This window comes from Chitinophaga sp. CCNWYY40 (assembly GCF_037483205.1).
Taxonomy (GTDB): Bacteria; Bacteroidota; Bacteroidia; order Chitinophagales; family Chitinophagaceae; genus Chitinophaga; species Chitinophaga ginsengisegetis.
Genome location: NZ_JBBHLF010000006.1, coordinates 99,457 through 114,225, shown reverse-complemented (window position 1 = coordinate 114,225; position 14,769 = coordinate 99,457). Strand labels below are relative to the sequence as shown.

The 14,769-nt window shown below is 49.9% G+C and carries 12 protein-coding genes; 8 read left to right on the top strand and 4 right to left on the bottom strand.

Annotation, left to right across the window (positions count from 1 at the left end; translation table 11 throughout):
• Nucleotides 1-183 precede the first annotated feature (183 nt).
• Together V7S65_RS23215 and V7S65_RS23210 are read right to left on the bottom strand one after the other, a co-directional pair.
• Complete coding sequence (locus V7S65_RS23215) at nucleotides 184-942, bottom strand: M90 family metallopeptidase (RefSeq protein ID WP_339546479.1); 759 nt, start codon at nucleotides 940-942, stop codon at nucleotides 184-186.
• Nucleotides 943-971: 29 nt separating this feature from the next.
• Complete coding sequence (locus V7S65_RS23210) at nucleotides 972-2,591, bottom strand: M28 family metallopeptidase (protein WP_336387954.1); 1,620 nt, start codon at nucleotides 2,589-2,591, stop codon at nucleotides 972-974.
• 205 nt (nucleotides 2,592-2,796) lie between these two features.
• Here V7S65_RS23210 and V7S65_RS23205 point away from each other — a divergent pair, with 205 nt between their 5' ends.
• The 5 genes from V7S65_RS23205 to rpiA are packed head-to-tail and all read left to right on the top strand — an operon-like array spanning nucleotide 2,797 to nucleotide 8,307.
• Nucleotides 2,797-3,720 (top strand): dihydrodipicolinate synthase family protein, encoded by a 924-nt coding sequence (locus tag V7S65_RS23205; protein WP_336387953.1) that lies wholly within the window; start codon nucleotides 2,797-2,799, stop codon nucleotides 3,718-3,720.
• Nucleotides 3,717-5,306, top strand: a complete 1,590-nt coding sequence (locus V7S65_RS23200) for an aldehyde dehydrogenase (NADP(+)) (RefSeq protein ID WP_336387952.1) — start codon at nucleotides 3,717-3,719, stop codon at nucleotides 5,304-5,306. Before V7S65_RS23205 ends, V7S65_RS23200 begins: the two co-directional genes overlap by 4 nt.
• A 14-nt stretch (nucleotides 5,307-5,320) precedes the next feature.
• Nucleotides 5,321-6,322, top strand: coding sequence for a 4-hydroxyproline epimerase (locus tag V7S65_RS23195; protein WP_079472786.1), 1,002 nt, complete (start codon nucleotides 5,321-5,323; stop codon nucleotides 6,320-6,322).
• An 11-nt stretch (nucleotides 6,323-6,333) separates the two neighbouring features.
• A complete protein-coding gene (locus tag V7S65_RS23190) occupies nucleotides 6,334-7,578 on the top strand; it encodes an NAD(P)/FAD-dependent oxidoreductase (protein ID WP_336387951.1) in 1,245 nt (414 codons plus the stop codon).
• A gap of 27 nt (nucleotides 7,579-7,605) precedes the next feature.
• On the top strand, nucleotides 7,606-8,307 hold the full coding sequence (gene rpiA, locus V7S65_RS23185; RefSeq protein ID WP_336387950.1) for a ribose-5-phosphate isomerase RpiA: 702 nt from the start codon (nucleotides 7,606-7,608) through the stop codon (nucleotides 8,305-8,307).
• On the opposite strand, the gene V7S65_RS23180 is transcribed toward rpiA, so the two are convergent.
• A complete protein-coding gene (locus V7S65_RS23180; RefSeq protein ID WP_336387949.1) occupies nucleotides 8,273-9,556 on the bottom strand; it encodes an MFS transporter in 1,284 nt (427 codons plus the stop codon). The genes rpiA and V7S65_RS23180 overlap by 35 nt on opposite strands.
• Before the next feature lie 259 nt (nucleotides 9,557-9,815).
• On the opposite strand from V7S65_RS23180, the gene V7S65_RS23175 reads away from it, so the two are divergent.
• Both V7S65_RS23175 and V7S65_RS23170 read left to right on the top strand, forming a co-directional pair.
• The gene (locus tag V7S65_RS23175) at nucleotides 9,816-10,007 is read left to right on the top strand and encodes a cold-shock protein (RefSeq protein ID WP_079472790.1); all 192 of its coding nucleotides are present in this window, start codon (nucleotides 9,816-9,818) and stop codon (nucleotides 10,005-10,007) included.
• 157 nt (nucleotides 10,008-10,164) lie between these two features.
• Nucleotides 10,165-10,884: a hypothetical protein gene (locus V7S65_RS23170; protein ID WP_336387948.1), complete on the top strand. Its 720-nt coding sequence runs from the start codon at nucleotides 10,165-10,167 to the stop codon at nucleotides 10,882-10,884.
• Nucleotides 10,885-11,355: 471 nt separating this feature from the next.
• Here the strand turns inward: V7S65_RS23170 and V7S65_RS23165 are convergent, their stop codons facing one another.
• Nucleotides 11,356-12,309, bottom strand: a complete 954-nt coding sequence (locus tag V7S65_RS23165; RefSeq protein ID WP_111579649.1) for a nitrilase family protein — start codon at nucleotides 12,307-12,309, stop codon at nucleotides 11,356-11,358.
• A gap of 119 nt (nucleotides 12,310-12,428) precedes the next feature.
• Here V7S65_RS23165 and V7S65_RS23160 point away from each other — a divergent pair, with 119 nt between their 5' ends.
• The gene (locus tag V7S65_RS23160; RefSeq protein ID WP_079472793.1) at nucleotides 12,429-14,669 is read left to right on the top strand and encodes a helix-turn-helix domain-containing protein; all 2,241 of its coding nucleotides are present in this window, start codon (nucleotides 12,429-12,431) and stop codon (nucleotides 14,667-14,669) included.
• Nucleotides 14,670-14,769 lie beyond the last annotated feature (100 nt).

Sequence of the window (14,769 nt, the reverse complement as noted above, 5' to 3'; positions counted from 1 at the left end):
ATATGCCTCTAATCCTGTTAAGTACCCTATTCACCTTATGGCGCTATACACCGCACTGGTTTGTATTCACTTATTTCTTAATTATTATTGGTGTAGAAAAGTACTGCCACATAAAAGCCTGTTGATTTTAAGTATAGTAATCTGTCTTGTATATATCTTTCTATACAAACTCATCGCATAAGATCACCCCTTCCCCGCAGGGTCCTGCCTGAATATCCGCACCAGCATCCCATACAACTCCGGGTGCTTCTCCGCCAATAAATCCGGCCGCTCAAAAAAGTACTCCGATATCACGGCAAAAAACTCCGCTTCATTCATGGCGCCATAAGGATTTATATCCGTATGCCCCTCTGATATCTGTTGAATCGTTTGATGCACCAGCTTCATCCACGGAATGCTATAGCTGTGATCCAGTAATTTACTGGGGAAGCCATCAATGGAGCCATCGGTTTTATCGAGGAGGTGTACAAATTCATGAATGGCGGTATTGTTTTTATCGGTTACGTTGGAGAACCCTTCCCGCAGGGCGGAGCGGGAGAGGATCATTTGTCCGTTCAGTGCGCCGGTGCCTACCATGCCGAGGATGTTACGGCGATTGCCTTCATACTGGTAAGTTTCGTCGAAGGTATCGGGGTAAAGGATTACGTTGGTAAGATTGAAGTATTCCCAGTCTTTGAATCCAAAGATGGGGATGATGGCGCTGGCGGCTACCAGCACGCGGTCCAGCGGTTCTACTTCGGTGCCTACGCCTTCTATGCTGGTTCTTTTAAGGAAGCGTTGCAGCATGCTTTCAAAGCGCGTTTTCTCTGTGGGTTGCAGCTGCTGGTAGTAGCGTACATGTTCTTCTAACAACGACTGGTACCCTTCGGGTACCGCCGTTTTCTTCCCTTTCCTGCGGCCGTACATATTCTGGAAGTACAGGAACAGGATAAGTCCTATCATTATCAATCCGAATAAAACCATGTCTGTAGTTATTTTCTGTATGCTTTAAACTCTGAACCTTTCTTCCATGCAGGGAAACTGCTTTCATTGCTGAGATGATAGCCTACGTCAAAGAGGAGGCGGATGTCTTCTACCATGCCGTCCATGTTCCAGGAGGCGGCGTCAAATTCATCGGCGGGGGAGTGGTAACGCAAACGGTTATACGCAGCGGTCTGTTCTTTTCCCCAGCCGGCTTCATGCCCTATGGCGTCGTTACCCGGACCGATATACAACCCCGGCACGCCTTTTTTAGCGAAGTTGAAATGGTCGGAGCGGAAAAACCAGCCGCCTTCAGGATTGGCTTCAGGAACGGTGATACGGCCCTGCTTTTGAGCGGCGCGCAGCGCGTATTCATCCAACTCTGACTGACCAAAGCCAATAACCGTGATATCACGGGTACGGCCAAACGTATTGAGTACATCCAGGTTGATATCTGCTACGGTTTTCTCCATCGGGAACACGGGATGTGCGGCGTAGTATTCCGATCCCAGCAGCCCTTGTTCTTCGCCGGTAACGGAAAGGAACAGGAGGGAGCGGGCCGGTGGCTGCGGCAGCTTAGTGAAGGCAGTGGCCAGTTCCAGCAGTCCTGCGGTGCCGGTGGCATTGTCTACGGCGCCGTTGTATATGGAATCTCCTTTAACGGGCTCGCCTATACCAAAATGATCCCAGTGGGCCGAATATACTACGCATTCCTGCGGACGTTTAGCGCCTGGCAGTATTGCCAGCACATTATGGGAGGTAGATTTTTTGATAGTATTATTTATAACGAGAGATGTATTTAAGTGGAGGTCTACGGGCTTGAAACCTTTTGTCCTGGCCTGCTGCATAATATCGGGCGATACGCCGGCCAGCTGAAAGATTTTCTTTGCGGCGTCCAGTGTGATCCATCCTTCCAGTGCGGTCCGATGCATATTGTTATTAGCAGTTTGCAGGTGCAGCTTGGAGTTGGACCAGCCACTGCGCACTACTTTCCACGGATAGCTGGCGGCGGCAGTTTCATGGATGATGATCACGCCGGTGGCGCCCTGCCGCGATGCCTCTTCAAATTTATAGGTCCAGCGGCCGTAGTAGCTCATGATGCGGCCTTTAAACAGGGTGCTGTCGGCAAAGCCGGGGTCGTTGATCATCACGATTACAGTCTTGCCTTTTACATCCAGCCCCTTATAATCGTTCCAGTTATATTCGGGCGCTACAATGCCATAGCCGGCAAACACCAGTTCGCTGGTGGGAATGGTTACCTGCTCCTGTACGCGGCGGGTGGCGGCTACAAAGTCTTCGAGGTACTGCAGTGATACTTCGCCGCCGGCGCCTTTTATGACCAGGTTACCGGCGGGTTTGGAACTGATAGACACCATCGGCACTTCCTGGAAATAGCTGTTGCCATTACCAGGCTTTAATCCCAGCTGCTTAAACTGTGCCGCCAGGTATTGAATGGAGCTGTCTTCTCCGCGGGTAAAGGGTTTGCGGCCCTCAAAAGCGTCGGATGCAAGTACGCTGATGTGCCGGGCGAAATCTGCCGGGTTAATGGCTTTGATGGCTGCTGAATCCTGCGCTTTCAGCCCCATACCGGGTAAAAGCGCTGTGAGGGCCAGTATGATAGGTACTTTCAATGTTTTACGGTTTATTCAGGGCAAAAATTAGCGGACTTAAGCTAGAATTCCAAAAAATAGGTACAGTGATAATATGCGGATATTTTTTAAATATCGGTAGATGAAGGGTTTTTTCGGTTAAAATCTGCGCAGTATTGATTAATTACAGCAGCGTGCTATCGGGCCTCTCCGGCTATTTTTGTTGACATAAAAAAGATAGGAAAAAATGGCAGCAATTAACTGGCAAGGCGTATTTCCCGCACTGCTCACCCCTTTTACTGCGGATGATCATATTGATTATGAGATGTTCGACAAAAACCTGCAGGCACAAATCGATGCAGGCGTTAATGGTATTATCCTCGGCGGCTCGCTGGGAGAAGCCAGTAGTTTACTGAACGAAGAAAAGTATGCGCTCGTGAAGCATGCAGTGGCTTTTCTGGCCGGTAAAGTACCGGTAGTCATGAATATTGCGGAACAAACCACTACAGCAGCTATCGCCTGTGCTAAAGCCGCAGAAGAAGCCGGTGCAGCAGGACTCATGCTCCTGCCTCCCATGCGCTATAAGGCAGACGACCGCGAAACAGTGGCTTACTTCCTCGCCATTGCAGGCAGCACTTCTTTGCCAATCATGATCTACAACAACCCGGTGGATTATAAGATCCTCGTAACACTGGATATGTTTGAAGAATTGTCAAAAGCACCAAACATCCAGGCAGTGAAAGAATCTACCCGCGATACTACCAATGTAATCCGCATGATCAACCGCTTTGGCGATCGTTTCAGTATCCTCGGCGGCGTAGATACGCTGGCGCTGGAATGCCTGGTACTGGGCGCTAATGGCTGGGTAGCCGGACTGGTAGATGCTTTCCCACGGGAAACTGTAGCCATCTATCGTTTGGTGAAAGCAGGCCGCATCGCAGAAGCACTGGCTATCTACCGCTGGTTTATGCCACTGCTGGAACTGGATATCGTTCCTAAACTGGTGCAATATATTAAGCTGGCAGCTACCGCTACCGGTATCGGCAGCATAAATGTACGCGCACCACGACTGATGCCGCAAGGCGCTGAACTGGCCCACGCGGAAAAAGTAATTGCAACTGCACTGGCTACACGCCCGCAACTACCGGATTATTTAAAACTCCCTGCATGATAACAGGCAAAAATATCATAGGCTTCGCGGCGGCTGCAACGGGAACGGATACACTTCGTGCGTACGATCCCGTTAGCAACGCCACGCTGCCGGAAATGTTCGTAACCGCAACAACGGAAGAAGTAAACCTGGCAGTGGAAAAGGCCACCACGGCTTTTAAAACATACCGCCACACTTCCCCGGAACAACGGGCAGTATTCCTCGAAGCTATCGCCACAGAAATACTCGCCATCGGCGATCCGTTGCTGGAAAGGACAGTAACGGAATCCGGGCTCCCCCTGGCACGCATCACAGGCGAACGTATGCGCACGGTTAACCAGCTCCGCCTGTTCGCAGCAGTGCTGCGGGAAGGCTCCTGGGTAGAAGCCATCATCGACCCTGCCCAGCCGGAACGTACGCCGCTACCGCGGGCGGATATACGAAAAATGCTGGTGCCGCTGGGCCCCGTATTAGTATTTCCTGCCAGCAATTTCCCGCTGGCATTTTCTACTGCCGGAGGCGATACAGCATCTGCACTGGCCGCCGGCAACCCCGTTATCGTAAAGGCACATGAATCGCATTTAGGCACCAACGAACTGGTGGCTACTGCCATTCAAAAGGCTGCACAATCCTGCGGTATGCCCGATGGCGTGTTCTCCAGCCTGAACGGCGCCGGCGCTTTATTGGGACAACAACTCGTAAAGCATCCCGGCATTAAAGCCATTGGCTTCACAGGCTCCTTCAAAGCAGGCACGGCTATCTTTGATGCAGTAAACCAAAGGGCAGAACCTATCCCCGTGTACGCGGAAATGGGCAGCATTAACCCCGTATTGCTGTTACCAGGCAAACTGGAGGCATCTGCGCAACAAACGGCGCAACAATATGCGCAATCCATCACGCTGGGCACCGGGCAATTCTGCACCAACCCAGGCCTGCTGATAGCGTTGGCCGGCAACGCCACAGAACAATTCGCGGTAGCATTGCAAAAGGAAATGGCTGCTATCAACGCAGGAACCATGCTCAACCCCGGCATCTGTTATCACTATTATGAAAACAGGGAGCAGTTGTCGCGCCGCAAAGGAGTGCAAACATTGTATGCCGGTCCGAAGGAGAAGGATGCCACCAAAGGCTCGCCTGCGCTCTACCGCGTAGATGCAAAGGATTTTATAGCCAGTGAAGAACTGCAACAGGAAGTGTTTGGCCCCGCCTCCCTGCTGGTAGTATGTAATGACGATGCAGAACTATCAAAGTTGTTATTACATTTACATGGCCAGTTAACCGGTACGGTAATGGCTTCCGCCACCGACTTGTTAACATATGCGGATGCAGTGGAAATCCTGTGCCAGAAAGTAGGCCGGGTTATTTTGAATAATGTGCCTACCGGTGTGGAACCTGGTTATGCTATGCATCACGGCGGCCCGTTTCCTGCTACCACGGATATACGAAGTACCTCTGTGGGCGCATCGGCGATTGTTCGTTTTGCAAGACCACTATGCTTCCAGGATTGGCCACAGCAGCTGCTGCCGGATGCGCTGAAAGATGAGAATCCGCTTGGCATCTGGAGAAAGATAGATGGTCACCTGACAAAGGACACCGTTAGTCGTTAAAATATTAAATGATTATGTCGACCAAGACTTTTTTTTGTATAGATGCGCATACCTGTGGCAACCCGGTTCGACTGGTGGCCGGCGGTGGCCCCGTGCTGAAGGGAAACAACATGATGGAGAAACGCCTGCATTTCCTGCAGGAGTTCGACTGGATCCGTAAGGGGCTCATGTTTGAGCCCCGCGGCCATGATATGATGAGCGGCAGCATCCTGTACCCGCCCACTGATGAAGCAAACGATACCGGCGTATTATATATTGAAACCAGTGGCTGCCTGCCAATGTGCGGTCATGGTACCATCGGTACCGTGACTATCGCTATTGAACAGGGGCTTATTATTCCAAAGGTCCCCGGCCAGCTGCGACTGGAAACACCAGCCGGACTGGTACTGGTGAGCTATGTACAGGAAGGAAAGAAGGTGAAATCTGTAAAGCTCACCAACGTGAAATCTTTTCTCGCTGCAGAAAACCTGGAAGTGATGTGCCCCGATCTAGGATTGCTGAAAGTAGATGTGGCCTACGGTGGTAACTTCTACGCAATAGTAGACCCGCAGGAAAACTTCAAAGGACTGGAAAATCATACGGCCGATCAACTGGTATCCTGGAGCCGCGAATTACGGAAAAGACTAAACGAAAACTATTCCTTTGTGCATCCGGAAAATGAGCATATCAAAGGATTAAGCCATATCCTCTGGACCGGCGCCACTATCAGCCCGGAAGCAACGGCGCGTAACGCGGTGTTTTATGGCGATAAAGCCATCGACCGCTCCCCCTGCGGCACCGGTACATCTGCAAGGATGGCACAGTGGCATGCCAAAGGAAAGCTGAAGGCAGGCGACCGTTTCATCCATGAAAGCATCATCGGCTCACAATTCACGGGCACCATTGAAGCAGAAACCACCATTGGCGGGAAACCCGCTATTGTACCGGGTATTGAAGGCTGGGCAATGGTAACCGGCTATAACACTATTATACTGGATGACGACGACCCGTATGTACACGGATTCCAGGTGATCTAACTTATTAAAACATGAAAGCAATCGTCATCGGTGGTGGAATTATCGGCCTTTGTACCGCTTACTATCTGAACGAAAGCGGTTGGGAAGTAACCGTACTCGATAAAGGAGATTTCAGTAACAACTGCTCCTATGGAAATATGGGCATGATTGTTCCAAGTCATTTTGTACCACTGGCTGCACCGGGCATCATCTCACAGGGAATCAGGTGGATGTTTAGCAGCAAAAGCCCTTTTTATGTAAAGCCTTCGCTGAATAAACAACTCATCGGCTGGGGACTCAAATTCATGAAAAGCGCTACCGCAAAGCATGTGGAAGCTTCCGCGCTGCCCTTGCGGGATATCAATTTACTCAGCCGCTCGCTGTATACATCGCTGGCGCAACAGCCCGGGTTTAACTTCGGACTGGAACGCAAAGGCATTATCATGTACTATAAAACAGCTGCGGTGGCGGAAGAAGAAGCACACCTCGCCGCCCAGGCCAATACAATGGGCCTGGACGCGGTAGTACTGGATAAAGCCGCACTGCAGGTACTGGAACCACAGGTACAGCTGGATGTATTGGGCGGCGTGCATTATCGCTGCGATAGCCATCTCTATCCCAACGACCTGATGCAGCAACTGAAACAATACCTGGAACAAAAACAGGTGAAGTTCCTGCCACAGCGGGAAGTAACAAAAATCAAAACCAGCGGCAATAAAGTAACAGCGGTAATCACCGGGCAGGAAACACATAGCGCAGATGTATTTGTACTGGCAACCGGCTCCTGGAGCCCTGCTGTAGCGCATCTGGCGAGTGAACGTCTTCCTATGATGCCGGGCAAAGGCTATTCAGTTACCCTGGAGTCGCCGTCCGTGAATTTAAATATCCCGGCGATTCTTTGTGAAGCACGGGTGGCACTAACGCCAATGGGTAATCGTTTACGTTACGGTGGTACCATGGAAGTAGCGCCGGTGAACGACCAGGTAAACATGAACCGTGTGGCCGGAATCGTGGATTCAGTGAACCGGTATTTCCCCAATCTCCCTATACAAACACCCGATAAAAAACAGGTATGGAGCGGTTGCCGCCCCTGTTCACCGGATGGTCTGCCCTATATCGGTTATGCGCCCTCCCACACCAATTTGCTGATGGGTACCGGTCACGCTATGATGGGCCTCAGCCTGGGACCCGCTACGGGCAAGCTGTTGGCGGAACTGGCCAATGGTTCCAATACCAGTATGGATATTGCTGCATTTTCTCCCGCAAGATATCGTTAGCTAACAGCGAATAGTTATATTTGTTCCATGCAAACAGATATCGGTAAAAAAGCAGCAGGCGAAAAAGCCGCTGAATATATTAAGCCTGGTATGACCGTTGGTTTGGGTACCGGCAGCACAGCGTATTATACAATTCTGCGTATAGGCGAGTTAGTTAGATCGGGCCTTGATATAAAGGCGGTGGCTACTTCCGCACAGTCGGAGCAACTGGCCATAGAGCAACAGATTCCCCTGGTGGATTTTGAACAGGTTGACAAGATAGATATTGATATAGATGGGGCAGATGAAGCAGATGCGCAGCTGCAACTGATCAAAGGAGGGGGTGGCGCATTGCTGCGGGAAAAAATTATCGCAGCAGCATCAAAAGAAATGCTGGTAGTGATAGATGAAAAAAAACTGGTAAAGCACCTGGGCAAATTTCCTTTGCCGGTAGAAGTAACCACCTTTGGATGGGAGCTTACCTTCAAACAACTGGCGGCGCTCGGAGCGCATCCTGTTTTACGTTTAAAAGATAACAACCGTTTTGTAACGGACAATGGCAACTATATCCTCGATTGCCATTATCAGAAAATACATAATGCGGCAGCGCTGCATGCACAACTGAATAATATTCCCGGCGTAGTGGAAAATGGATTATTTCTCCACTACGCTACCCGGTTGATCATCGGTAATGCTGATGGCTCCATCAGGGAAATTACGCATCCCTATCAAGCAAAGACGTCTTTTTAGTATCCCGCGAAGTAGCATATACCAGCAGCGAGATAAAGATGCAAATGGTTACATACCAATAGTACAGCGGTTCGTATCCTATCTTCTTAAAGTAAAGCGCAATAGGTTCTGCGGTGCCGCCAAAAAGCGCCACCGTAATGGCATAGGGGAATCCAACCCCCAGCGCCCGCACTTCCGCGGGGAACATTTCCGCTTTTACCACGGCATTGATAGAGGTATAACCGCTTACAATCAACAGCGCCATTAAAATAAGCCAGAAGGCCGTCCATTCGGAGGTAGCATGACTGATGCCCGTTAAAATAGGAACGGTAAAGGTTGTCCCCAACACACCAAACCCGATCAGCAAAGGCTTCCGGCCATAGATGTCTGAAATCCAGCCAAAGAGCGGTTGCAAAATGGCAAAGATGAGCATGAGGAAGAAGGTGAGGGTAGTGGCGTGTTCTATGGTCAGATGCACGGTATTTACCAGGAACTTCTGCATATAAGTGGTATAGGTATAGAAGGCCAGTGTGCCGCCCATCGTTAATCCCACTACCGTCATCACTGCCCGTGGATGCTTTTTAAACAGCAGTTTCAGGGAGCCTTTATCTTTTGTTGCTTTTATTTTTTCGAAAGAAGTGGATTCCTGCATATGCCGGCGGAGGTAGAGCGCAAAAAATGCCAGCGCGGCGCCAATCACAAACGGGATACGCCATCCCCATTCATGCAGCTGGGCCGGCGTAAGGAATACCTTCTGGAGCAGCATCTGCACACCAAGTGCCACCAGCTGCCCGCCTATCAGCGTTACATACTGAAAACTGGAGTAAAAGCCCCGCAGCTCTCTGGTAGCCACTTCGCTGAGGTAGGTGGCGGAGGTGCCGTATTCGCCGCCTACGCTGAGGCCCTGTAACAGGCGCGCTATCAGTAGCAGCGCGGGCGCCGCCAGGCCAATGCTGTTATAGGAGGGCGTAAATGCAATGAGCAGGGAACCCAGCGACATCAGGAGCACGGACAGTGTCATGGAGGCTTTACGCCCCTGTTTATCGGCAATGCGGCCAAACATCCAGCCGCCAATGGGCCGCATCAGGAAACCTACCGCAAATATGGCTGCCGTATTGAGCAACTGGGCGGTATAACTGCCCTTCGGAAAGAAGACCGGCGCGAAATAGAGTGAAAACGTGGCGTAAATGTACCAATCATACCATTCTACGAGGTTACCGGCAGAACCGGTTAATATGGCTTTTATCCGCCATGCGTCAGGATGTTTCATATAGAATGCGAAAATATATTTTAATATGGAATTATGAGCCAGCAGGCCATAGTGGCGAAGAAAAAGTTTAAAATAAATTAGGGTTGTATTCAGGAAATCATTTATCTTCGTACCGCTTCTTAAGGATAATGTATTTCAATTCTGTTGGTAGATCACCTCTTCACATTCAGCTTTTTCTTACAGTCTTTCTTCTAGTTGCCCAGGTAGCCGCCTGCTGTAATAATGGCGAGAACACGTTCACAATTAAATATTAAATATAATGCAAACAGGTGTAGTAAAATTTTTTAATGAAGCTAAAGGTTTTGGATTCATTAAAATCGAAGGTTCAGGACAAGAAATTTTTGTTCACGTATCTGGTATCAAAGAAAGCATCGGCGAAAATGACCGCGTAGTTTTTGACGTGGAAGAAGGTAGAAAAGGCCCGAATGCTGTTAACGTAAGACTGGCATAATTTATTTTATAATAGTTCGTTATAAACCGCGCTGGCTTTGCCAGGGCGGTTTTTTTATGCATGAAATCCTGCGTGTTGTTCATTTTGTTCAGTCTCTTCTTCCTGTCTCTCCGGCCAGCCTGTTTTCGTAATTTTAAGGAAACAGATTTATCAAACGATGGCAAAACAAACAGGGATCGTCCTTTTTACCGGTAAACTGGAAAACCAGGTAGGTTACCGGAGAAATGGAATTTATTTTATCCGCGCAATGGCGCAATCAGTGCGGCAAACCGGCGCTACCAGGCAGTCTGCCCGGGAGTTCGGCATGGCCAGCACAAAGGCGAAGCTGATCCGGCACGCCATTGGGCCGCTGCTGGATATTACGCCGGACGATACCTGCGTAAACCGCCTCAATAAAGCACTGATCCGGGCCGGGAAAAACGGCATGCAGGAGCTGCAGGGCTTCCGGTTCAACAGGCATACCGCGGTGGAACAGTTTTTTAGCCGGCAACCGGTACTAACCCCCGCCGGAACCTGGAACATACCCGCACAGGAGCTGCTTCCCCAGGGCAATGCCACACACCTCCATATCACCGGCATTGCTGTCCGTATCAGCTTTATGCAACGGCGCATCATCAGCAGCCGCGCAAAGGTGGTCACCATCGATTTAAGTAAGCCCTTTCCCGGCGCAGCACTGGATACACGCCTCAGTGGCCACGGCACATTGCTGCATGTATTACAAATAAATACATCCGCTAACAAGGCCGCCCTGGCCAGCCGCCGCTTCACCGCCGCCGATATCATGCACGTGGTACCCCCCATAACCAGCAAAATAAAAACCGCCGGAACCCCTACTGGCAGTGCGTTTCCCGATCAAGTCCACGTCCCCTCCACGTGAACTCCACGTTCACTCCATGTAATCCCCATCTCCACTGTATTTCCTATCCCATCTCCAGGTAATATCCCTGTAATAGCGATGTATATCCATCTCCCACAATAATAACTATCTCTGATAGCCAAATCAGTGAAATCAGCACAATAAGTGTAATCCAGCTCCAGGACAATTTAAAAGCGCCGAAGGCGCCGCACACCCCCGTCCCGGAAAACAAAAAACCGCTCCACAAGGGAACGGTTCTTTTATACAAGAAGCTAAAAAACGGGTTATCTTAAAGCTCTGTAAACATGTGTCAGGAGTTGCAAAGATAACCGGCCAGATGGATTTCCCGGTTTTATTTAAGGCCAATCGGCCAAAACCCGCAACCAATCGTGTTTTTTTGTTTGTATTATAATTTAGTTTAAATTATCAAGTCCCGGTGCTGCCGGTCAGGAATGCCGTATCAGCAGCGCCTCCACTGCTGCCATAGCGCATTTACTCTTTTTCCTGGAGCCATACCACCTTTTGTACCGGCGTATGCGCCGCTGCAATCACTTCTCCATACAAATCGGGCCGGCGCGCCAGCCGGTACCGGTGCCCACCGGCTTCGGTCAGTTTATTTCGTGTAAGCGTAGCCGTTACTACCTCATTGTCCAGTTTCCGGCATTCTGCGATCACATCACCAAACGGATCAATAATCATGGAGCAGCCGTTTTTCAGCTGGTCGTCGTCCATGCCGATAGGGTTGGAGAAAACGGCATACACTGCATTGTCATACGCACGCGCGGGCAACCACTTCATCAGCCAGGAACGGCCTTTCATACCGTCAAATTCCAGTCGCAGCGAAGTAGGGTCTTCCCGGCGTTTTTCCCAGAGCGCCGGGTCCACAAAACCCGCACCGGGCCGTGTAGATGGCGTACACATGGTTACATGCGGCATGAAAATGATTTCGGCGCCCAGCAGGGCCGTTGCGCGTACATTCTCCGTAATATTATTATCGTAACAAATCAGCATACTACACTTCCATCCCTTCAGATCAAAAATAACATATTCATTTCCCGGCTGCAGATGCGGATTGATAAACGGATGCAGCTTGCGGTACTTCGCCACCAGCCCGTTTTTATCTACACATACATAGGCTTTGAATAAATTATCGTCTGCATCTTTTTCAAACAATCCCGCCAGCACGGCAATATTATTTTCAGCAGCAATATCCTGCAACGCCTTGATAGACGGACCTCCGGGGATTATCTCCGACAACTCCAGCATCTGCTCCCGCGATAAATTCCTGGCAAAAGTATAACCCGTCACAGAACACTCGTGGAAAGCCACGGCATCGGCGCCGTCGGCAGCGGCCTGCCGGGATAACTCCCGGATAACACCCAGGTTATAGGCTTTATCATTACTCCTGTTTTCAAATTGCGCGGTAGCAATTCTGAGATCGTTCATGTGAAAAAAGTTTTTGTTGACGGAAAGTAAAACGAAGATACTTTACATTTGGTTACACGCAATATCTCCGCCGTTTTCGCCACTTTTTCTGTATATTCGCCCTTTCAATTTAACAGCAAATGCCCCAACCGGATAATACAAATACTATCTTTCACCTGGCGGCAGATTTCATAAACCACACACACCGCCATATCTTCCTTACCGGTAAAGCCGGTACAGGGAAAACTACGTTCCTGAAGTATATCAAAGAACATACGCGTAAAAACACGGTAGTAGTAGCGCCTACAGGAGTAGCCGCTATCAACGCCGGTGGTGTTACCATGCACTCTTTTTTCCAGTTGCCCTTCGGACCTTTTATCCCCGGCACTAAAAGAGGATTTGGAATGGATGAAATCAGCAGTACAGATAAACACGGCCTGTTCCGCAATATTCGTTTTACCAACGATAAAAAAGTATTGCTGCAGGAAATGGAACTGCTCATCATCGATGAGGTAAGTATGGTGCGCTGCGATATGCTGGATGCTATCGACGTGATCCTCCGCCATTTCCGCAATAAACCACTGCTGCCTTTCGGCGGTGTACAGGTATTGTTTATCGGGGATCTGTACCAGCTCCCGCCGGTGGTACCGGATGCAGAATGGCGCATGCTCTCTGAATATTACAACAGCACCTTTTTCTTTGCCGCCAAAGTAATAGAACAGGCGCCGCCACTGTATATTGAACTGAAGAAAATTTACCGGCAAAATGAACAGCACTTCATTGATGTGCTGAACCGGATCCGCAATAATGAAGTATTGCACGAAGACCTGCAGTTGCTGAATGAACATTATCAGCCGAATTTTAAGGGAGAAGATGAAGAGTACATCGTACTCACCACCCATAACCGGAAGGCCGATGAAATCAATGCCCGGCGCCTGGCAGATATGCCCGGAAAAGTATATCGCTTTGAAGGAAAGATAGAAGGGGATTTCAGCGACAAGGCATTACCTACAGAACTATTGCTGCAACTGAAAGTTGGCGCACAGGTAATGTTCCTCAAAAACGACCTGGCGCAACCACGCCGTTACTACAACGGTAAAATCGCTACTGTAAAGGAAATCAACGACGATGAAATTATGCTGGTGCTCGCAGGCTCCCATGAAGAACTTAAACTGGGAAAGGAAACCTGGCGAAACATCCGCTACTCCTACAACCAGGATGAGAACAGCATTGAGGAAGAAGAAATAGGCAGCTTTACCCAGTTCCCGATACGCCTCGCATGGGCCATCACCATCCACAAAAGCCAGGGCCTTACCTTTGAACGCGCCATCATCGACGCAGGATACGCCTTCGCACCCGGGCAGGTATACGTGGCACTGAGCCGCTGTACCTCACTCGACGGACTGGTACTGCATTCCCGCATCGGACACGGCAGCATCAGAACAGACCGACAGGTAATTGAATTTGCAGAAAAAGAGAATGAAGCCAATGAACTGGTAGTGTTGCTGGAAATGGAAAAGAAGAAGTTCCAGGCTACGTCGCTGCTCCAGTTGTTCGACTGGTACCGTATGCAGGCCACCATCCGCAGCCACGCCGTATGGATCCAGGATAAAAAGCTCCCCGACTTCGACGCGGCCATTAAACTAAGCCGCGCTATGTCGGCCAAAGCAGAACAGCAACAGGAAGTAGCCACCCGGTTTGTAACACAGCTGCATCAACTGCTGGATACCGCCGTGCAAACAGGGGAAATGGAACAGCTGAAGCTACGGGTAAATAAAGCCATCGGTTATTTTACCCAAAGTATTTATGAAGATCTTATCCAGCCTTTGCAAACACACATCGCTGATGTGAAAAAAGCAAAGTCGAAAAAATATCTCCTCCAGCTCATGGCCCTCGAAGCCGATTGCTGGAACAAACTGCGGCACGTTTGGGAAGTATCCTACGCTGACCTGGACTTTACCACCGGTTTAAAAGACTACACCAAACTCAGAGACGCGGATGCCGCTGCCGCCGCGGCTCCTGTTACCGCTGCCAAGGAAAAAGCTGCCAAAGGCAAAGTGGAAAAAGGCAGCAGCCGTCGCGGTACACTGGAACTATATCTCGCCGGTAAATCTATCCCCGATATTGCCACGGCGCGCCAACTCGCCATCAGTACCATTGAAAGCCACCTGGCCCAATGCGTGGAAGCCGGTGAAATGGACATCAACCGTTTTGTTACCGAACGCACCATGCGCCTTATCCTCAAGCATATCGGCGAATTAGGCGCCACCGCCGCAGGTCCCATCAAGGAAAGAGTAGGCGATGCCGCTACTTTCGCTGAAATCCGCGTGGTACAATGGTATCTCAAAAAGAAACAGGAAGAACAAATCATGAACGATTAAGGCACCAACAGGACAGACCGGGTTGCCAACCTCCAGACACTGCTTTAATTTAGATCAGTGAAAAATAAGCCAGTAACCGGTAAAAAAGAGGGAGGATTAC